17 protein-coding genes and 2 pseudogenes are annotated in these 18,189 nt (G+C 63.0%); 4 read left to right on the top strand and 15 right to left on the bottom strand.

Features of this window, described 5'->3' with window-relative positions:
* Positions 1-14 precede the first annotated feature (14 nt).
* The 4 genes and pseudogenes from ACVDG8_RS31190 to ACVDG8_RS31175 form a co-directional block, all read right to left on the bottom strand.
* Positions 15-986, bottom strand: a complete 972-nt coding sequence (locus tag ACVDG8_RS31190) for an ABC transporter substrate-binding protein (RefSeq protein ID WP_447251895.1) — start codon at positions 984-986, stop codon at positions 15-17.
* A gap of 40 nt (positions 987-1,026) precedes the next feature.
* A pseudogene (locus ACVDG8_RS31185) lies at positions 1,027-2,180 on the bottom strand (ABC transporter permease).
* Entirely contained in the window at positions 2,177-3,055 is an 879-nt protein-coding gene (locus ACVDG8_RS31180; RefSeq protein WP_447251893.1) for an ABC transporter permease, read from the bottom strand. The pseudogene ACVDG8_RS31185 and the gene ACVDG8_RS31180 overlap by 4 nt, the downstream one beginning before the upstream one ends.
* Positions 3,056-3,353: 298 nt before the next feature.
* Positions 3,354-4,145, bottom strand: a complete 792-nt coding sequence (locus tag ACVDG8_RS31175; protein WP_447251892.1) for an ABC transporter ATP-binding protein — start codon at positions 4,143-4,145, stop codon at positions 3,354-3,356.
* 116 nt (positions 4,146-4,261) lie between these two features.
* On the opposite strand from ACVDG8_RS31175, the gene ACVDG8_RS31170 reads away from it, so the two are divergent.
* Positions 4,262-4,666, top strand: coding sequence for a cupin domain-containing protein (locus ACVDG8_RS31170; protein WP_015317160.1), 405 nt, complete (start codon positions 4,262-4,264; stop codon positions 4,664-4,666).
* 23 nt (positions 4,667-4,689) lie between these two features.
* Here ACVDG8_RS31170 and ACVDG8_RS31165 read toward each other — a convergent pair whose 3' ends face one another.
* The 5 genes from ACVDG8_RS31165 to ACVDG8_RS31145 all read right to left on the bottom strand — a co-directional run bounded on the left by ACVDG8_RS31165 (position 4,690) and on the right by ACVDG8_RS31145 (position 9,717).
* Complete coding sequence (locus ACVDG8_RS31165) at positions 4,690-5,031, bottom strand: hypothetical protein (protein ID WP_455707869.1); 342 nt, start codon at positions 5,029-5,031, stop codon at positions 4,690-4,692.
* 36 nt (positions 5,032-5,067) lie between these two features.
* On the bottom strand, positions 5,068-6,519 hold the full coding sequence (gene hydA, locus ACVDG8_RS31160; protein WP_447251890.1) for a dihydropyrimidinase: 1,452 nt from the start codon (positions 6,517-6,519) through the stop codon (positions 5,068-5,070).
* Between the two features lie 65 nt (positions 6,520-6,584).
* On the bottom strand, positions 6,585-7,835 hold the full coding sequence (locus tag ACVDG8_RS31155; protein ID WP_447251889.1) for a Zn-dependent hydrolase: 1,251 nt from the start codon (positions 7,833-7,835) through the stop codon (positions 6,585-6,587).
* Positions 7,836-8,276, bottom strand: a complete 441-nt coding sequence (locus tag ACVDG8_RS31150; protein ID WP_447251888.1) for an endonuclease domain-containing protein — start codon at positions 8,274-8,276, stop codon at positions 7,836-7,838.
* A gap of 112 nt (positions 8,277-8,388) precedes the next feature.
* Entirely contained in the window at positions 8,389-9,717 is a 1,329-nt protein-coding gene (locus tag ACVDG8_RS31145) for an aminotransferase class III-fold pyridoxal phosphate-dependent enzyme (protein ID WP_447251887.1), read from the bottom strand.
* A gap of 224 nt (positions 9,718-9,941) precedes the next feature.
* Between ACVDG8_RS31145 and ACVDG8_RS31140 the strand changes: the two genes are divergently transcribed.
* Positions 9,942-10,595, top strand: a complete 654-nt coding sequence (locus tag ACVDG8_RS31140; RefSeq protein ID WP_447251886.1) for a TetR family transcriptional regulator C-terminal domain-containing protein — start codon at positions 9,942-9,944, stop codon at positions 10,593-10,595.
* A gap of 11 nt (positions 10,596-10,606) precedes the next feature.
* Here ACVDG8_RS31140 and ACVDG8_RS31135 read toward each other — a convergent pair whose 3' ends face one another.
* Positions 10,607-11,473, bottom strand: coding sequence for a helix-turn-helix transcriptional regulator (locus ACVDG8_RS31135; protein ID WP_447251885.1), 867 nt, complete (start codon positions 11,471-11,473; stop codon positions 10,607-10,609).
* Between the two features lie 103 nt (positions 11,474-11,576).
* On the opposite strand from ACVDG8_RS31135, the gene ACVDG8_RS31130 reads away from it, so the two are divergent.
* Both ACVDG8_RS31130 and ACVDG8_RS31125 read left to right on the top strand, forming a co-directional pair.
* Complete coding sequence (locus ACVDG8_RS31130) at positions 11,577-12,416, top strand: SDR family oxidoreductase (RefSeq protein WP_447251884.1); 840 nt, start codon at positions 11,577-11,579, stop codon at positions 12,414-12,416.
* Positions 12,413-13,133, top strand: a pseudogene (locus tag ACVDG8_RS31125) (SDR family oxidoreductase). Before ACVDG8_RS31130 ends, ACVDG8_RS31125 begins: the two are co-directional and overlap by 4 nt.
* Positions 13,134-13,177: 44 nt before the next feature.
* On the opposite strand, the gene ACVDG8_RS31120 reads toward ACVDG8_RS31125, so the two are convergent.
* From ACVDG8_RS31120 to ACVDG8_RS31100, 5 genes are all read right to left on the bottom strand, one after another.
* Positions 13,178-13,636, bottom strand: coding sequence for a carboxymuconolactone decarboxylase family protein (locus ACVDG8_RS31120; RefSeq protein ID WP_447251882.1), 459 nt, complete (start codon positions 13,634-13,636; stop codon positions 13,178-13,180).
* 30 nt (positions 13,637-13,666) lie between these two features.
* Positions 13,667-14,185, bottom strand: a complete 519-nt coding sequence (locus tag ACVDG8_RS31115) for an RrF2 family transcriptional regulator (protein ID WP_447251881.1) — start codon at positions 14,183-14,185, stop codon at positions 13,667-13,669.
* A gap of 438 nt (positions 14,186-14,623) precedes the next feature.
* Positions 14,624-15,937, bottom strand: a complete 1,314-nt coding sequence (gene preA, locus ACVDG8_RS31110; protein WP_447251880.1) for an NAD-dependent dihydropyrimidine dehydrogenase subunit PreA — start codon at positions 15,935-15,937, stop codon at positions 14,624-14,626.
* A gap of 2 nt (positions 15,938-15,939) precedes the next feature.
* A complete protein-coding gene (locus ACVDG8_RS31105) occupies positions 15,940-17,304 on the bottom strand; it encodes an NAD(P)-dependent oxidoreductase (RefSeq protein ID WP_447251879.1) in 1,365 nt (454 codons plus the stop codon).
* 114 nt (positions 17,305-17,418) lie between these two features.
* Positions 17,419-18,153, bottom strand: a complete 735-nt coding sequence (locus tag ACVDG8_RS31100) for a gamma-glutamylcyclotransferase (protein WP_447257146.1) — start codon at positions 18,151-18,153, stop codon at positions 17,419-17,421.
* Between the last annotated feature and the right edge of the window lie 36 nt (positions 18,154-18,189).

Genomic DNA, 18,189 nt, shown 5'->3' with positions numbered 1-18,189 from the left:
TATAGCCGGTTAGCTTACTTGATCGCCTTGTCGGTGATCGCGGTCGTGTAGGCTCCGGTCGGCTCCTTGGTGATGATCTTCTGGTCGAGCAGCGCCTTGGCGGTGCGCTCGTAGGCCGCCGGGATCAGCTTGCCGTCGGCATTGTCGACCAGCTTGGCCACTTCCTTCATCATGAACTTCTGATGGTTCTCGTCCTGGCCGCCGGCGTCGACGACGATGCCGGCTGCCTCATCGGTGTTCTCGGTGGCGTATTTCCAGCCCTTCATCGAAGCGCGCACGAAGCGCACCATCTTGTCCTCGAAGGCCGGATCCTTGAGCTTGTCCTCGAGCGTATAAAGGCCGTCCTCCAAAAGGTCGTTGCCCATGGCCGAGTAGTTGAACACGGTCAGGTCTTCAGGCTTGTAGCCAGCATCCAGCACCTGGCCATATTCGTTGTAGGTCATGACCGAGATGCAGTCGGCCTGCTTCTGGATCAGCGGCTGTACGTCGAAGCTCTGCTTGAGCACGGTGACGCCGTCCGGACCGCCCTCGGTCTTGAGGCCGATCTTGTTCATCCAGGCATAGAATGGATATTCGTTGCCGAAGAACCAGACGCCGAGCGTATGGCCCTTGAAATCGGCCTCGGTCTTGATCGGCCCGTCCTTCGGGCAGACCAGTTCCATGCCCGCCTTCTTGAACGGCTGGGCGATGTTGACGAGCATCACGCCCTTGTCGCGGGCCGCGAGCGCGCCGCCCATCCAGTCGACGATGACGTCGGCGCCACCGCCGGCGATCACCTGTTCGGGCGCAATATCGGGACCGCCCGGCTTGATGTCGACGTCGAGGCCTTCGGCGTCATAGAAGCCCTTGGCCTTGGCGACATAGTAGCCGGCAAACTGTGCCTGCGTGACCCATTTCAACTGCAACGTCACCTTGTCGGCGGCCATTGCCTGGAACGCGGCCAGCGACATCGCGCCGGCCAAAGCGGTAATTACCAGTCTTTTCATGTTTTTACCCTCTGAAGTTAGCACCCAAAACCCACCGCCCCTATCCACCGCGGACAGAGGGATGCCAAAACGTGACGGCTCTCTCGATAAGAGCGACCACGCCATAAAAGACCGAACCCGCCAGTGCTGCAACTGCGATTTCGGCCCAGACCATGTCGATGTTCATCCGCCCGACCTCGGTCGAAATGCGAAAGCCCATGCCGACGACCGGCGTGCCGAAGAACTCCGCGACGATGGCGCCGATCAGCGCCAGCGTCGAATTGATCTTCAGCGCGTTGAAGATGAAAGGCATTGCCGCAGGCAGCCTGAGCTTCAAAAGCGTCGGCCAGTAGGCGGAAGCGTAGGTGCGCATCAGGTCGCGCTCCATGTGGCCGGAAGCGGCAAGCCCGGCGACCGTGTTCACCAGCATCGGGAAGAAGGTCATGATGATGACGACCGCCGCCTTGGATGGCCAGTCGAAGCCGAACCACATCACCATGATCGGCGCCACGCCGATGATCGGCAACGCCGAGACCATGTTGCCGATCGGCAGCAGCCCGCGCCGCAGGAACGGCACGCGGTCGGCGAGGATGGCGACGGTGAAGCCGGCGAGGTTGCCGACGATATAGCCGATCAGCACCGCCTTGAGGATTGTCTGGCGCACATCCGCGCCCAGGATCGGCAGTGAGTTGGCAAAGCGCGCGCCGATGGCGCTCGGCGGCGGCAGGAGGATGAACGGAACGCCGGCGCCGCGCGTCACCGCTTCCCAGATGATCAGGATCCAGGCGCCGAAGATTGCCGGGATGATCAGGCGCAGCGCCGTCCTCGCCACACTTTCGCTGGGGCGCAATGAGGACAGCAAGGCGACGCAGCGCCAGGCAAGCAGCCAGGCGGCGGCAAGCAGCAGGAAATAGGGCGCCAACGCCGTACCCTCGAAGCCGGCTATGCCTTTGATCAGAAGCCAGGCGGCTGCGTGAGCGCCGACGAACAGCAGGACGGCCTCGACGATCGGCGTCAACCTCACCATCGAGATCAAGGCCGCGATCAGCAGCAGGCCGACGATCAGGCTTTTGCTCCCATATAGGGGTAGGCAATGCTCGCCATGGGCTGCGCCAAGGCTGCCGCTTCCGGTTTCGACATGGCGCCGAGCGCCACGGCGATCAGGCAAAGAAGAACGGCAAGCACCGCCTGCCAGGAGGGCTTCAGCCAATTCATGCCGGCCTCCCGCCCATGGCGCGGTCGACGATGCGTCCGGCAACGCCAACCACCATCACCAGAAGTGCGGCCACGATCGAGCCGGCGACCAGCGCCGACCAGATATCGATCGACTGGCTGTAATAGGCGCCAGCCAAGAGCTTAGCGCCGATTCCGGCGACAGCACCCGTCGGCAATTCGCCGACGATGGCGCCGACCAGGCTTGCGGCGACCGCCACCTTCATCGAGGTGAACAGGAACGGCACCGAGGCCGGCACACGCAATTTCCAGAAGGTCTGCGAGGAACTGGCATTGTAGGTGTGCATCAGATCGAGATGCATGATCTCGGGCGAGCGCAGCCCCTTCACCATGCCGACCGTCACCGGGAAGAACGACAGATAGGTCGAGATCATCGCCTTCGGCACAAGTCCGGTGATGCCCACCGCCGCCAAAACCACGATGATCATCGGCGCCACCGCCAGGATCGGAATGGTCTGCGAGGCGATGATCCACGGCATCAGGCTGCGCTCGAGCGTCGCCACATGCACGATGCCCACCGCGATGATGATGCCGAGCGCCGTGCCGAAAGCAAAGCCGAGCAGCGTCGAGGACAGCGTTACCCAGGCATTGTAGACGAGGCTGCGGTTCGAATTGATGGGCCGCAGGAAGGTGTTTTCAAAGAAATTCACCGCCACCTGATGCGGCGCCGGCAATGTCGGCTTCGGCTGCGCCAACGTCTTGCCGATGAATTCGACAGTGCCGAGGGTTTGGTTGGCGCGGCGGTCGAGATCGCGCTGGAACGGCGCGTTGAGGATGACGGCGAAGACGTACCAGAGGATGACCACGCCCAGGAGGATCGAGGTGACGGGGATGAGTTTGGAACGGAAGGAGTCCATCTAGCGGTGCGCCCTTCGAACCACTGGGAGCAAGCGGCGACATTCGCGCTTCGTCATCCTAGGGCGGAGCGAGGAGCGACGCGACGCGGCGCAGACCCTAGGATCCATGCCGTTACTTCTCCGCTCCGCATCGGTCCAGAATATGACTCCCTGTGCCGGGCTCTGCTTGTCGGGTATTCTGAACCGCTTACGCCCTTCGACCAACGTCACGGCATGGATCCTAGGGTCTGCGCTCCGCTTCGCGTCGCTACGCCCTAGGATGACGAAGGTGCGGTAGGCAGCCGATCTGCAGGGCACCTCAATCATCATAGCTGTGCCCAGCCCGCAGCCCGTCGCGCACCCTTGCGGCAATGGCCAAGAACTCCGGCGTCTCGCGGATGTCCAGCGGCCGTTCCCTCGGCAGCGTCGATTCGATGACGTCGGTGACACGACCCGGGCGCGGCGACATGACGACGATGCGCGTCGACAGGTACACCGCCTCGGGGATCGAATGGGTGACGAAGCAGATCGTCTTGTTGGTCCGCGCCCAGAGATCGAGGAGCTGCTCGTTGAGGTGGTCGCGCACGATCTCATCCAGTGCGCCGAACGGCTCGTCCATCAACAGGAGATCGGCATCGAAGGCCAGCGCGCGGGCGATCGAGGCGCGCTGCTGCATGCCGCCGGAAAGCTGCCAGGGATATTTCTTCTCGAAGCCAGCAAGGTTGACGAGTTCCATCGTGCGCTTGATGCGCTGCGCCTGCTCGGCCTGACTGAGACCGATGATCTCCAGCGGCAGCGCGACATTACGCTCGATCGTGCGCCACGGGAACAGCGCCGCCGCCTGGAAGACGTAACCGTAGGCGCGTTTCTCGCGCGCCTGTTCGGGCGACATGCCGTTGACCGAAATTGTCCCCGAAGTCGGCTTTTCGAGATCGGCGATGACCCGCAGCAGCGTGGTCTTGCCGCAGCCGGAAGGTCCGATGAAGGAGACGAACTCGCCCTTGCCGATGGTCAGGTCGACATTGGACAGCGCCTCAACCGGACCGTCATTGGTCTGGAAGGTGAGGCCAAGTTTGCTTGCCGAAACGACGGCTGGCGAGATTCCGGTCATTGGCTGGCGCCTGCCTTTCGCAGTCGCTGCCGTGCCGGATGAAATCCCGTTGCATTTGCGTTGATGTTGTTTTCCACTCGTCCAGTCCCAACTGATCGACGCCCGGAGCCTTGCCGATGTCGCCCAAACCCACTTGTCATCTTATCCGCCCTGAAAGCACTTATGAAGGCAAGCAGGGATTGACCTATTTCGCCGGCATCGCCACCGAATCGGTTGGCTCGTCGGGCATCTGCATGCATGTGCTCACCATGCCGCCCGGCGCCCGCGCCAAGGCGCATCTGCATGAGAACCATGAAACGGCGATCTACGTGCTCTCCGGCGAAGTCCACACCTGGTATGGCGACCGGCTCGAGCATCACATCGTCGTCAAGGCCGGCGACCTGTTCTACATCCCGGCCGGCGTGCCGCATCTGCCGGCCAATCTGAGCAACGCGCCGTCCTCGGCCGTCATTGCCCGCACCGATCCCAACGAGCAGGAGAGCGTCGTCCTGCTGCCGGAACTGGATGCGCTGGTTGCCTGAGGCTGATGGAAGGCCGACTGCCGTCATCGGCACAGGGACACTTCCCCATAGACGGTGCCGTCTTCATCCGCGATTACCAGCTTCTTGGCACTCTTGGCGCTGTGCTTGATCATGAAGCTGCCGGGCGATTTGCCGTCCTCGCCTTCGGCTTCGCAATCTGCCTTGACCACCAGCGAGCCGTCCGGCTGGCTTTTGGTCCCGGTAAAGGTGCAGGCGCTGGTTGCGGTGACGAATGCCTCGCTGGTCAGAAGCAGCATGTCCTCGGCATAGACTTCCTGGCCATTCCGGTTGATGCAGCCGGACCTGTTGCCATAGGGTTTCGACAGGTCGATGCCCGCGGCCGATACATGGCCGGCGGCAAACACCAAGACGGCGGTGAAAAAGAGCCCCCGCTCCGCATCTCAGACACCCGTTGCCGGAATGCCGGTGCGCTCCACCTTGCGCGGCGCCGAAATTTCCTTCCAGGTCGACAGCGCCCGGTTGACCGCCGCATTGGGCTCGCGCCCGACGAACTCGCCATGGCCGATTTTGGCCTTGACCTCCGCTTCCTCGATCGACAGTTCGCCGCGCGAGAAGACGAAGCGCGGCAGGCCGGTCACCTCGAACCCTTCGAAGACGTTGTAGTCGATCACCGACTGCTGCTTCTTCGACGTGATGGTTTTTTTGCGCTTCGGGTCCCAGACGACGATGTCGGCATCCGCGCCTTCGACGATGGCGCCCTTTTTCGGATACATGTTGAGGATCTTGGCGATGTTGGTCGAGGTCACCGCGACGAACTCGTTCATAGTCAGCCGCCCGGTGCTGACGCCGGTGGTCCACAGCATCGGCAGCCGGTCTTCGAGACCGCCGGTGCCGTTCGGGATCTTGGTGAAGTCGCCGACGCCGTTGCGCTTCTGTTTGGTGGTGAAGGCGCAGTGATCGGTCGCTACCACCTGCAGCGATCCGGCCTGCAGGCCGGCCCACAGCGAATCCTGGTGCAGCTTGTTGCGGAAGGGCGGGCTCATCACGCGGCGCGCCGCATGATCCCAGTCCTTGTTGAAATACTCGGTCTCGTCCAGCGTCAGATGCTGGATCAGCGGCTCGCCGAACACGCGCATGCCTTTCTGGCGCGCCCGGCGGATGGCTTCATGGCTCTGCTCGCAGGAGACATGCACGACATAGAGCGGCACGCCGGCCATGTCGGCGATCATGATGGCGCGATTTGTCGCCTCGCCCTCCACTTCCGGCGGACGCGAATAAGCGTGACCCTCAGGACCGTTGTTGCCGGCCGCCAGCAGCTTTTGCGAGAGCGCCGCAACCACGTCGCCATTCTCGGCATGGACAAGCGGCAGCGCGCCAAGATCGGCGCAGCGCTGGAACGATGCGTACATCTCATCGTCGTCCACCATCAGCGCGCCCTTATAGGCCATGAAGTGCTTGAACGAGGTGATGCCCCGATCGACGACGGTTGCCATCTCGTCGAACACCTGCTTGCCCCACCAGGTGATCGCCATGTGGAAGGAGTAGTCGCAGGCCGCCTTCGAGGTCTTGTTGTCCCACATCTGCAGTGCCTCGAGCAGCGACTGCTGTGGCGCCGGCAGGCAGAAATCGACGACCATGGTGGTGCCGCCGGAAAGTGCTGCCCGCGTGCCGGATTCGAAATCATCGGCCGAATAGGTGCCCATGAAAGGCATTTCGAGATGGGTGTGCGGATCGATGCCGCCGGGCATGACATAGCAGCCGGTGGCGTCGAACTCATGATCGCCATGCAGGTTGGACCCAATGGCGACGATCTTGCCGTGCTGCATCAGCACGTCGGCCTTCCATGTGCGGTCGGCGGTGACGATGGTGCCGTTGCGGATGACTTTGGTCATTTTCTTGTTCCCTTGTTCTTGCCGCGCTTCTTTGTGAGCGTCGTTTGGAAGCTAGATCTCTAGATTCACTCCACGATGACAGCCGTCTCCACCACCGCGTGGAACAGCACGTCGGCGCCGGCGCTCGCCCATTCCTTGGAGATTTCCTCGGCCTCGTTGTGTGACAACCCGTCAACGCAGGGGCACATCACCATGGCGGTCGGCGCGACGCGGTTGATCCAGCAGGCGTCGTGGCCCGCACCCGAGACGAGGTTGCGGTGCGTATAGCCGAGCCGTTCGGCGGCGTCGCGGATGGCCTTGACGCAGTTCTTGTCGAAGGTCACCGGATCGAACGCGCCGACCTCCTGGATTTCATGCTTGATGTCGAGCGCGTCGCAGATCGTGTCGATGCCTTCGCGGATGCGGGCATTCATCGCGTCCAGCACTTCCTTTTCCGGCGAGCGGATGTCGATGGTGAATACGGTGCGGCCGGCAATGATGTTGCGCGAGTTGGGATAGACTTCCATGTGACCTACGGCGCCGACCGCGTCCGGCTGGTAGTCCATGGCGATCTCGTGCACCAGCTCGATGACGCGCGCCATGCCGAGCCCAGCATTGCGGCGCTTGGGCATCGGCGTCGAGCCGGTATGCGCCTCCTTGCCGGTCAGCGTCACCTGCAGCCATTTCAAACCCTGGCCGTGGGTAACGACACCGATGTCGATGCCTTCATCCTCGAGGATCGGCCCCTGCTCGATATGCAACTCGAAGAAAGCGTGGATCTTTCGGTCGCCGACCTTCTCGGTGCCCTTCCAACCGATGCGCTCCAGCTCTTCGCCGAATTTTTTCCCCTGCTTATCGGTGTGCTGATACACGTCCGCCTGCTCCAGCACGCCGGCGAACACGCCGGACGCCATCATCGCCGGGGCAAAGCGCGAGCCTTCCTCGTTGGTCCAGTTGGTGACGACGATCGGATGTTTGGTCTTGATGCCGAGATCGTTGAGCGAGCGGATGATCTCCAATCCGCCGAGAACGCCGAGAACGCCGTCATATTTGCCGCCGGTCGGCTGCGTATCAAGGTGGCTGCCGACATAGACCGGCGGCAGGCTGGGATCGGCGCCTTCGCGACGGGCAAACATGGTGCCCATCTCGTCGACGCCCATTTCGAGCCCGGCGGCGTCACACCAGCGCTTGAACAGATGCCGGCCCTCGCCGTCCTCATCGGTCACGGTCTGGCGATTGTTGCCGCCGGCAATGCCGGGGCCGATCTTCGCCATCTCCATGATGGAATCCCACAAACGATCTGAATTGATTCGCAGATTCTCGCCTGGGGCGGCCATTCAAAATCTCTCCAATTGCACAGCGTCCCCCTCCCCCTCGAGGGGAGGGTGGCCGCGAAGCGATCGGGTGGGGTCGCCTGACATAAGCTCGACCTTCCCCTTGACCACCTGCGCGACATGCCAGGCGCTGTTTATGACATCGGGTTCGTCAACGCGAAAGATATCGTACCCGAGCGACCGCAGGTAATCATCGCGGACTGCGTCGTGCCGCTTGCCCTTCCCATATTCGTGCATGTCGCCGTCGACCTCAACGATCAGCTTCACGGCAAAGCAGGCAAAGTCGACGATATATGGTCCGATGGGGCACTGGCGGCGGAACTTGATGCCGCTCGATTTGAAATCGCGCAGTTCGTACCAGAGCAGGTTCTCACCCTTGGTCGCGTGAATTCGAAGGGCACGCGCCTTCTGACGCATTTCGAAGCTCACGCGGGTGCGGGGCATCAGGCACGGCCTCGCAGTAGGAGATCAGGTCGCCGCCTCGTCGCACCGACCCCACCCGACCGCTTCGCGGCCACCCTCCCCTCAAGGGGGAGGGATATCCACGTCCGGTTCTTCAATCGATCGACCTCAGCACTTCACGCACATGGTCGATCAGTTCGTTGATCTGGCCCTTGGTGATGATCAGCGGCGGCGACAGCGCGATGATGTCGCCGGTGGTGCGGATCAGTGCGCCGCGCTCGAACGCCTTGACGAAGGCCGAGAAGGCCCGCTTGGTCGGGCTGCCGGGAATAGGCGCCAACTCGATCGCGCCGATCAGGCCGATGTTGCGGATATCGATGACATGCGGTTCGCCCTTCAGCGAATGCAGCGCGTCTTCCCAATAGGGCGCCAGTTCCTCGCCGCGCGTCAGCAGGCCCTCTTCCTTGTAGGTGTCCAAAGTGCCGAGCGCCGCGGCGCACGCGATCGGATTGCCCGAATAGGTGTAGCCGTGGAAGAACTCGATCATGTGCTCGGGGCCGGTCATGAAGGCGTCGTGGATTTCCTTCTTCACGAACACCGCACCCATCGGGATGACGCCGTTGGAGACGCCCTTGGCCGTGGTCATTATGTCGGGAATGACGCCGAAATAGTCAGCCGCGAACGGCGCGCCGAGACGGCCGAAACCGGTGATCACTTCATCGAAAATCAACAATATGCCGTGTTTCGTGCAGATTTCCCGAAGCTTCTGCAGATAGCCTTTCGGCGGCAGGATGACGCCGGTGGAGCCGGCCACCGGCTCGACGATGACGGCCGCGATGGTCGAGGCGTCATGCAGCGTGACCAGGCGCTCCAGCTCGTTGGCGAGCTCCGCGCCATATTCCGGCACGCCCTTGGTGAAGGCGTTCTTCTCCGGCAAATGCGTGTGCGGCAGGTGGTCGACGCCGCCGAGCAGCGTGCCGAACATCTTGCGGTTGGTGACGATGCCGCCGACCGAGATGCCGCCGAAATTGACGCCATGATAGCCGCGCTCGCGGCCGATCAGCCGGGTGCGCGCGCCTTCGCCCTTCACGCGGTGATAGGCGATAGCCATCTTCAGCGCGGTCTCGACCGATTCCGAACCGGAATTGGTGAAGAAGACATGGTCCATGCCCTTCGGCGCGATGTCGACCAGGCGGTTCGCCAGCTCGAACACGATCGGGTGGCCCATCTGGAAGGCCGGCGCATAGTCGAGCTCGGCGGCCTGGCTCTGGATCGCCTCGGTGATCTTCGGCCGGCAGTGGCCGGCATTGACGCACCAGAGGCCGGCGGTACCGTCGAGCACCTTGCGGCCGTCGCTGGTGGTGTAATGCATGTCCTTGGCGGACACGAACATGCGTGGCGCCTGCTTGAACTGCCGGTTTGCCGTGAACGGCATCCAGAATGCGCTGAGATCGTTCGGCGTGACTTTCAGCCGGTTGGACATGACCAAGACTTCCCCTTGTAACCTGTTTCGGTGCGCCCAACGCTTGGTCTTTGCCGCGCTTTCATGCTACGCAAATTTTTGACCGATTGGACAAACGTTAGCACCGCCCTGTCGGCGGTCAAGGGATTACTAGCGGAAATGCGGCTGCTGAAGTGCGTTCCACAGGCTAGGGAAAAACTGGTCCAGAGAATTGGTCCAGACGGCCTTGAACGCGGGATTTGGCAATGCGAGGGCTTGCAACGGTGAACACCAGCACGGACGCCCCTCGCCGCACCCGCATCCAGCAGGAAAAGCGCGAACTGATCCTGGAGGCCGCACTCGAAGTGTTCTCCACCAACGGCTTCCGCGGCTCGACCATCGACCAGATCGCCGAAGCGGCCGGCATGTCGAAGCCGAACCTGCTCTATTATTTCCGCCGCAAGGAAGACATTCACGAGACGTTGATGCAGCGCCTCCTCGACACCTGGCTGGCGCCGCTCAGGGAACTGGACGACATCGGCGATCCGCTGACCGAGCTCCGGAGCTACATCCGCCGCAAGCTCGAAATGGCACGCGATTTCCCGCGCGAGAGCCGGCTCTTCGCCAATGAGATCCTGCAAGGCGCGCCGCGCATCATGCCGCTGCTGGAAGGCGAGCTGAAGACGCTGGTCGACGAGAAGGCCAACGTCATCAAGGGCTGGATGCGCACGGGAAAAATCGCCCGGACCGATCCCTGGCACCTGATCTTCTCGATCTGGGCAACGACGCAGCATTATGCCGATTTCGACGTCCAGGTCCGCGCCGTGCTCGGCGCCGACCGCGGCGGCGACGGCCGCTTCGAGGATGCAGCGCGTTTTCTGGAGCAGCTGTTTCTGGATGGGCTGAAGCCGAAGGGCTGACCCGGAACCGGTTAGGCGCTGCGTTTCTCGGCCGGCTGCGCATCCAAGAGCTTGCGCAGCTTCACAATCGAGTTCTGTTCGGCCAGCGGCGTGTAGACGATCAGCTTCATGTCCGAGCCATCATCGATCGACAGGCTCATATGCTCGAAGGTCATGGCGCCGGCGATCGGGTGGCGCAGATGCTTCATGCCGGACAGGCGGTGGACGACATCGCGCTGCGGCCACCATTCGCGGAACTCGGGACTTGAGCGCATCATCAGCGCGATCAGCCGCTCGAAATCGGGATCGCCGACATATTTCGCGCTCTCGGCACGGAATGCGGCCAGCGTTGCGCGGGCGAGTTGCTCCCAGTCGACGAGCAAATGCCGCCGGTGCGGATCGGTGAATACGCCATGGATGATGTTGCGGGCGTCCCCCTCCAGCAGTCCGTAGTCGCCGAAGATGGCAACCGCCGCGTCATTCCAGGCCAGCACGTCCCAGCGCGGGCCGACGACATAGGCGGGTTGCAGCACCAGGCTCTGCAACATATGCAGCAAGGGTCCTTCGACCTTTCCCGCAACAATGCGCCGCTGTTCCGGCTGCTGCCGGCCGGCGAGCGTGAACAGATGCCGCTGCTCGGCGCCGTCGAGCCGCAATGCCTCGCATAGCGCCGTCAGGACCTCGACCGAGGGCCGCACGTCCCTGCCCTGCTCCAGCCAGGTGTACCAGGTGGTGCCGACGCCGGCGATCATCGCCACTTCCTCGCGCCGCAGCCCGGGCGTGCGCCGCCGCGCGCCACAGGCAATGCCGGCGGTCTCCGGCGCAAGCCGCTCACGGCGCGAGCGCAGGAAGGCGCCCAGCTCTCGGCGGCGGTGATCTTCGGGGGCGATGGCATTCATGCGCCTATTATAGCAGTACCGATACCAGGATAAAGTTTGAACTGTTTGGGATGCCCGCGTTGTCCCATCTTTGCGTTCAGAGCAGCATAAGGAGGCTCTGAACATGGATATCAAGAACAAAACAGCTCTCGTCACCGGCTCGACCGACGGCGTCGGCCGTGTGGTTGCCGAACGGCTTGGCGCCGCCGGCGCGCGCGTGCTGGTGCATGGCCGCGACCAGGGCCGCGCCAAAACAGTCGTCGCCGCTATCGAAGCTAAAGGCGGCAACGCCGAATTCCTGATCGCCGACCTGTCGTCGCTGGCCGAGGTGCGGCAGCTTGCCGATGCCGTCCGGGCCAGGACCGACCGGCTCGACATATTGATCAACAATGCCGGCGTCGGCACGGCCGGCGCCAAGCGACAGCTCAGCGCCGACGGCTACGAACTGCGCTTCGCCGTCAATTATCTCGCAGGTTTCCTGCTGACCTCCGAACTTCTGCCATTGCTGAAGGCCAGCGCACCGGCGCGCATCGTCAATGTCGCCTCGGCCGGCCAGCAGGCGATTGATTTCGGCGACGTCATGCTGACCCACGGCTATAGCGGCGTACGCGCCTACTGCCAGAGCAAACTGGCGCAGATCCTGTTCACTGTCGATCTGGCCGGAGAGCTCAAAGGCACCGGGGTCACCGTCAACGCCCTGCACCCGGCGAGCTACATGGACACGACCATGGTCCGGCAGGCGGGCGTCCAGCCGTGGAGCTCGGTCGAAACCGGCGCCGACGCCATCCTCAATCTCGCGGCATCGCCGGGGCTTGAAGGGCGCAGCGGCCTCTATTTCGACGGCCAGCGGGAATCACGCGCCGATGCCCAAGCCTATGACGAGAAAGCCCGGCGCCAGTTGCGGGCATTGAGCCTCGACCTGACCGGGCAGCCGTCTTCAAAATCCAAGGAACAGCAATCATGAGCGAGACCATCGAACACTGTGTGATCATCGGCGGCTCGTCCGGCATCGGCCTGGCGACCGCAAGACGCCTGGTCAGTCCGACGATGAAAGTGACGATCACCGGCCGCAACGAGGAAAAGCTCAAGGCCGCCTGGAAAAGCCTGGGCGGCGCGGTCGACAAGGCGGCGTTCGATGCCGCGAAGCCGGATGAAGTGCGGCAGTTTTTCGACGGCCTCGGGCCGTTCGATCACCTGGTGCTGGCGGCAAGCGGCGGCAAGGGCCTTGGACCATTCCACGCCCTCGACCTTGCCGACATTGGCAGCGGCGTCGACGAAAAATCCGGCCGCAATTGTCCTGCCTGCAAGCCGCCCTGCCGACATTGAACAAGCACGGGTCGGCAACCTTCATTTCCGCCGTCTCTGCTCAGATAACGGCACCCGGCGTCGCCGGCATCGGCGCCATCAACGGCATGCTGTTGACTGTGACGCCGATCCTGGCTGTCGAGTTGAAGCCGCTGCGCGTCAATGTCGTGGCGCCGGGCGTCATCGACACGCCATGGTGGGATTTCCTGCCCGACGAGCAGCGGCAGGCGGTCTTTGCCGAATATGCCGGCAAGACCCGGTCGGCCGCATCGGCCGCGCCGAAGATGTCGCCGACGCGATTGCCTTCCTCGTCTCCAACGGTTTCATGACCGGCCAGGTGCTGACCTGTGACGGTGGTTTGAGGTTCGCGGCGTAAATGGCCCTGGCGCGCAGATCTTTCGTCCGCGCGCCTGGCCATTATCAAGCTGCCTTGGCCGCCGGCATCGGGTGGATGGCGTGGAAGGAGATGCAGAGCCGGTTCCAGGTGTTGATCATGCCGGTCACCACGGTGAGCTTGACCAGCTCTTCCTCGGAGAAATGCTCGAGCGTGCTGGCGTAGAGATCGTCCGGAACGCCATTGTCGGAAATGGTCGTCACCGTCTCGGTCCAGGCCAATGCGGCGCGCTCGCGCTCGGAAAACAGCGGCGATTCCTTCCAGGCGGCGACCAGATAGAGCCTGGCCTCGGTCTCGCCGTCGCGTCGCGCCTCGCGGCTGTGCATCTCGACGCAGTAGGAGCAACCATTGATCTGCGAAGCCCTGAGCTTGACGAGGTGCATCAGGCCGGCATCGAGCCCGCATGTCTCGACCGCTTCGTTGAGCGCCGACACGGCCTTCATGATCTGCGGCGCCTTGGCGAAAAATTGCAGTCTCTGTTTCATCGTCTTTGCCTTTCATATTTGTCTGGCGGGTTAAAACTGTTTGGTTGAAGCGGCCTTCTGCGGCCGCTGGTGCCGTTCGACGAAAGCGCAGCTCGCGGCGAACGATCGCGGATCGCCTTCCGCCGCGTAGTCCGCGACGATGTCGGACAGCTTCACGTCCGCGAGAGCGGCGCGATAGGCACGCTCGGCCTTGAGCATCGCGGCATTGATGCCGCAGGGTTTGACATAGGCCGAGGCATCGATCTTGACCGGACCGTTGCGGCGGATTTCGCCGCAACGAAAGGCCGGTTCGCGACCCTCGACCGCCAGCACGATGTCGAGCAGCGTGATGCGCTCGGCCGCCCGCGCCAGCCGATAACCGCCGGCAGGTCCGGACACCGATTCCAGGATACGCGCCGCGGTCAGCTGGTTGAGATGTTTCAAAAGATAGCTCGGCGACAGGCCAAAACACTCCGCCAGAGCGGCGCCCGGCATGGTGCTGTTGCCGTCGACGCTCGCCAGCGTCGCCGCGCAGTGGATGGCCGCCTCAACGCCCTCGCCCAGCTTCATGGTGCTGATCTCCTATTCATGGATATATTCCATCGTGGATAGTTTTTATCTGCAATAGGGAAATGCGGAAATTCATATGTCGCGATGGCTTCACAGGACTTGGGTTCCTCGCGTCCCGCTCTGCGCTACCGCATGCACACATTTCCAGGCGGCTGGTCTTGGCGATAGCGTGCATGGCAGCTTGGCGCATGCTTTGTCTAGTGCTGCGCTGGTCGACCCCACTCCGTCTCGGCTTCGCCGAGCCACCTCTCCCCGATCGACGGGGTAGAGGAAAGGCGCCAAGCTTTTTTGCAGTCAACTCTCGTCCAGCAAAGCTCCCTTCCTTTCCCTCCGGAGGGGAAGGTGGCGCTGCGAAGCAGCGACGGATTGGGGGAACCACATGGCAATCAAGCCTCGGGCCGAGCCAAATAGCCGTCGATCGGAGCGAGGAACCAAATTCTACTCCGCAGCCACCTTGGCCATCGGATTGTTCGGGTGCGTCGTCCAGTTGGCGTAGATCGGCGACACCGGCTTGCCGGTGCGCTCGTCCAGAGCGCCCGCCGCCAGCGGCTCCATGGTGATGCAGCCTTCGACCGGGCAGACATTGACGCACAGATTGCAGCCGACGCATTCGGCTTCGATGACCTCGAAATGCCTCGAGCCATCGACCATGCTGGTGATCGCCTGGTGCGAGGTGTCCTCGCAGGCGATGTGGCAGCGGCCGCATTTGATGCAGGCGTCTTGGTCGATATGCGCCTTGGCGACATAATTGAGGTTGAGATACTGCCAGTCGGTGACGTTGGGCGTGGCGCGACCGATGATGTCGTCGAGTGAGCGGTGGCCCTTCTCGTCCATCCAGTTTTCAAGGCCGGCGATCATCTCCTGGACGATCTTGAAGCCATAGGTCATCGCCGCCGTGCAGACCTGCACATTGCCGGCGCCAAGCGCCATGAATTCGGCCGCATCGCGCCAGGTGGTGATGCCGCCGATGCCGGAGATCGGCAGGCCGCGCGTTTCGGGATCGCGCGCGATCTCGGCCACCATGTTCATGGCGATCGGTTTCACCGCCGGGCCGCAATAGCCGCCATGCGAGCCCTTGCCGTCGATGGTCGGCATCGGCGCGAAACTGTCAAGGTCTACGCCGGTGATCGAGTTGATCGTGTTGATCAATGAGACCGCATCGGTGCCGCCGGCATGCGCCGCCCTCGCGGGCTTGCGGATGTCGGTGATGTTGGGCGTCAGCTTGGTGATGACGGGCATGCGCGTATACTGCTTGCACCAGCGCACCACCATTTCGATGTATTCCGGCACCTGGCCGACGGCGGCCCCCATGCCGCGCTCTGACATGCCGTGCGGGCAGCCGAAATTGAGCTCGATGCCGTCGGCGCCGGTCTCCTCGACCAGCGGCAGGATGGCTTTCCAACTCGCCTCCTCGCAGGGCACCATGATCGAGGCAACCAGCGCGCGATCGGGCCACTCCATCTTGACCTGCTTCATCTCACGCAGATTGGTCTGCAGGTCGCGATCGGTGATCAGCTCGATGTTGTTCAAGCCAAGCAGGCGCCGGTCGGCGCCCCAGATCGCGCCGTAACGCGGACCGTTGACGTTGACGACCGGCGGACCCTCTTCGCCAAGCGTCTTCCACACCACGCCGCCCCAGCCCGCCTTGAAGGCGCGAATGACATTGTAAGCCTTATCGGTCGGCGGCGCCGAAGCCAGCCAGAACGGATTGGGCGATTTGATGCCGACGAAATTGTTGCGGATGTCTGCCATGCTCATGCCCTCCCGTTCGAGGTCAGTGCCCGGTGGATGGATTCGGCCGCGTCGCGGCCTTGCGCCACGGCCGAGACGGTCAGGTCGTCGCCGCCGAAGATGCAGTCGCCGCCGGCCCAGACTTTCGTCAGCGAAGTGCGGCCTTCGGCGTCGACCTTGATGCGGCCGGCCTCGAGCGCGATCTGTTCGCCGCTGCCGTTGAGCACGGCGGGCGTAAAACTCTGGCCGATCGCCTTGAACACCTGGTCGGCCACCAGTGTCAGCTTCTCACCGGTGCCGGCGAGCTTGTCGCCATTCATGGCGGTGTATTCGAGCTCTATACCCGACACTTTACCGCCCTCGGCAATGACGCGCTTCGGCTGCAGCCAATGCCGGATGCTGACGCCATTGGCGGCGGCCAGATCCTGCTCGAACCCGGAAGCGTTCATATGCTCCTGGCCGCGCCGGTAGCAGATCGTCACCTCTTCGGCGCCGAGCAGCTTCGACTGCACCGCGGCATCGATCGCCGTCATGCCGCCGCCGATGACGACGACGCGCCGGCCGACCGGCAGGCTGGAAAGATCGCTCGCCTGCCTGAGTTCAGCGATGAACTCGACGGCGTTGGCGACGCCGTCGGTATCCTCGCCATCGGCGCGCAACGCGTTGACGCCGCCGAGCCCCATGCCGAGGAATACGGCGTCGTAGTTCCGCATCAGGTCCGACAGCTGGAAATCGCGGCCAAGCGCCTTGCCGTTCTGGATGTCGATGCCGCCGATCGAGGTGACGTAATCGACCTCGGCCTGGGCGAAATTGTCGACGCTCTTATAGGCGGCGATACCGTATTCGTTGAGACCGCCGGCCTTCGGCCGCGCCTCCAGGATGGTGACGTCATAACCGTGGCGGGCGAGCCGATGCGCCGCCGCCAGCCCTGCCGGCCCGGCGCCGACCACGGCGACCGTTTTGCCGGTCGGCTCGGCGCGCTTGTAGAACTGCTTGTCCTCGCTCATGGCGATGTCGGTGGCATAGCGCTGCAGCCGGCCGATCTGCACCGGCTTGCCTTCCGCCACCTCGCGCACGCAGACCTCCTCGCACAGCGTTTCGGTCGGGCAGACGCGGGCGCACATGCCGCCCAAAATATTCTGGTCGAAAATGGTCTTGGCCGATCCCAGCGGATTGCCGGTCGCGATCTGGCGGATGAACAGCGGGATGTCGATCGAGGTCGGGCATGCATTCATGCACGGCGCATCGTAGCAGAAGTAGCAGCGGTCGGATTCGACCAGCGCCTCGTGGTGGTCGAGCGGCGGGTGCAGGTCGGAAAAATTGTCGGCATATTGCTCGGACGACAGCCGGCCGCCGGCAATGCCTTCGAGGAAATGACCAGTCGCCATTCCAGTTCCCCTTGTTGTCGTTTCGGGGAAGGCTAGCACGTTTTATTTTTTTATCAATTGGTCAATTTTTGGCCAAGGTACTGTATTGCTTGCATAAAAATATGACAGTCGCAGTCATGTTATGGTCATAACGGAGACGTCAGGCGGCCCCGCGCTTTCGATCCTGGAAGAATGGATCGACCGTATCTCGTCTGCGACGAGTTCCTGCAGGCGCCACAGGTTGCGGTCATGGATGCCGAAGGTCTCGAGGTGGCTGACCGTGTTGTAGAGATACTCGGCGCCCGAACCGACATGGCCGCACGCGTGTGCCAATATGTTCGCTACCTTTTCCAGCGGCTGCCCGAGAGAAGTGCCCTTGCCGGTCACGCCGACCCAGAAGCCCAGCGCCCGCAGCCGACCGCGCGCCGTGCGCACCGGAACCCATCGCACCGAACTGATGCTCTCATGGTCATCGACCTCACGTCGCAGCAGTCTTTCGATCTGTGCGGGTTTTTCGCCATCCGGCAAACGATAGATGACGCCGTCGCAGCGCCCGCCGCGTTCCAGGGCCATCATCAGCCCCGGCTGCGTGGCGCTGCCCCTCCAGCGGGCGATGTCGAGGCAGAAGGAGCGATGCCAGCCATGGGCCGAGGCGCGCTGCTGCTCGACGGATTCGAAGGCCGGCTTCCAGATCAGCGAGCCATAAGCAAACACCCAGAGCGGCCCCTCGTCCGCTTCGCCGGAAAGGCGCAGGGCAAGCGTTGCGTAGTCCTCATCGCTCAACTGCGTCCACTGCCCGCTGGGGCCAGGATCGACCTCCTCCCGATGGCACAGAGCCACAAGCTCAGGCGTGAGCGACATTCGACGCATGGAAAACGCAAGCCCCTCTTTGGCGGCAGCAAAGTC

Source organism: Mesorhizobium sp. ORM8.1 (assembly GCF_053005525.2).
The sequence above is the reverse complement of the archived record's forward strand: the minus strand, read 5'-3'. Positions and strand labels throughout refer to the sequence as shown.

Bases quoted from the DNA above. Each gene is read 5' to 3' on its own strand.
- ACVDG8_RS31145 (WP_447251887.1), bottom strand. From the start codon at position 9,717: ATGTCCAACCGGCTGAAAGTCACGCCGAACGATCTCAGCGCATTCTGG.
- ACVDG8_RS31120 (WP_447251882.1), bottom strand. From the start codon at position 13,636: ATGAAACAGAGACTGCAATTTTTCGCCAAGGCGCCGCAGATCATGAAG.
- ACVDG8_RS31105 (WP_447251879.1), bottom strand. From the start codon at position 17,304: ATGGCGACTGGTCATTTCCTCGAAGGCATTGCCGGCGGCCGGCTGTCG.
- ACVDG8_RS31190 (WP_447251895.1), bottom strand. From the start codon at position 986: ATGAAAAGACTGGTAATTACCGCTTTGGCCGGCGCGATGTCGCTGGCC.
- ACVDG8_RS31140 (WP_447251886.1), top strand. From the start codon at position 9,942: ATGCGAGGGCTTGCAACGGTGAACACCAGCACGGACGCCCCTCGCCGC.
- ACVDG8_RS31175 (WP_447251892.1), bottom strand. From the start codon at position 4,145: ATGACCGGAATCTCGCCAGCCGTCGTTTCGGCAAGCAAACTTGGCCTC.
- ACVDG8_RS31170 (WP_015317160.1), top strand. From the start codon at position 4,262: ATGTCGCCCAAACCCACTTGTCATCTTATCCGCCCTGAAAGCACTTAT.
- ACVDG8_RS31180 (WP_447251893.1), bottom strand. From the start codon at position 3,055: ATGGACTCCTTCCGTTCCAAACTCATCCCCGTCACCTCGATCCTCCTG.
- ACVDG8_RS31100 (WP_447257146.1), bottom strand. From the start codon at position 18,153: ATGCGTCGAATGTCGCTCACGCCTGAGCTTGTGGCTCTGTGCCATCGG.
- ACVDG8_RS31155 (WP_447251889.1), bottom strand. From the start codon at position 7,835: ATGGCCGCCCCAGGCGAGAATCTGCGAATCAATTCAGATCGTTTGTGG.
- ACVDG8_RS31150 (WP_447251888.1), bottom strand. From the start codon at position 8,276: ATGCCCCGCACCCGCGTGAGCTTCGAAATGCGTCAGAAGGCGCGTGCC.
- ACVDG8_RS31130 (WP_447251884.1), top strand. From the start codon at position 11,577: ATGGATATCAAGAACAAAACAGCTCTCGTCACCGGCTCGACCGACGGC.
- ACVDG8_RS31135 (WP_447251885.1), bottom strand. From the start codon at position 11,473: ATGAATGCCATCGCCCCCGAAGATCACCGCCGCCGAGAGCTGGGCGCC.
- preA (WP_447251880.1), bottom strand. From the start codon at position 15,937: ATGGCAGACATCCGCAACAATTTCGTCGGCATCAAATCGCCCAATCCG.
- hydA (WP_447251890.1), bottom strand. From the start codon at position 6,519: ATGACCAAAGTCATCCGCAACGGCACCATCGTCACCGCCGACCGCACA.
- ACVDG8_RS31115 (WP_447251881.1), bottom strand. From the start codon at position 14,185: ATGAAGCTGGGCGAGGGCGTTGAGGCGGCCATCCACTGCGCGGCGACG.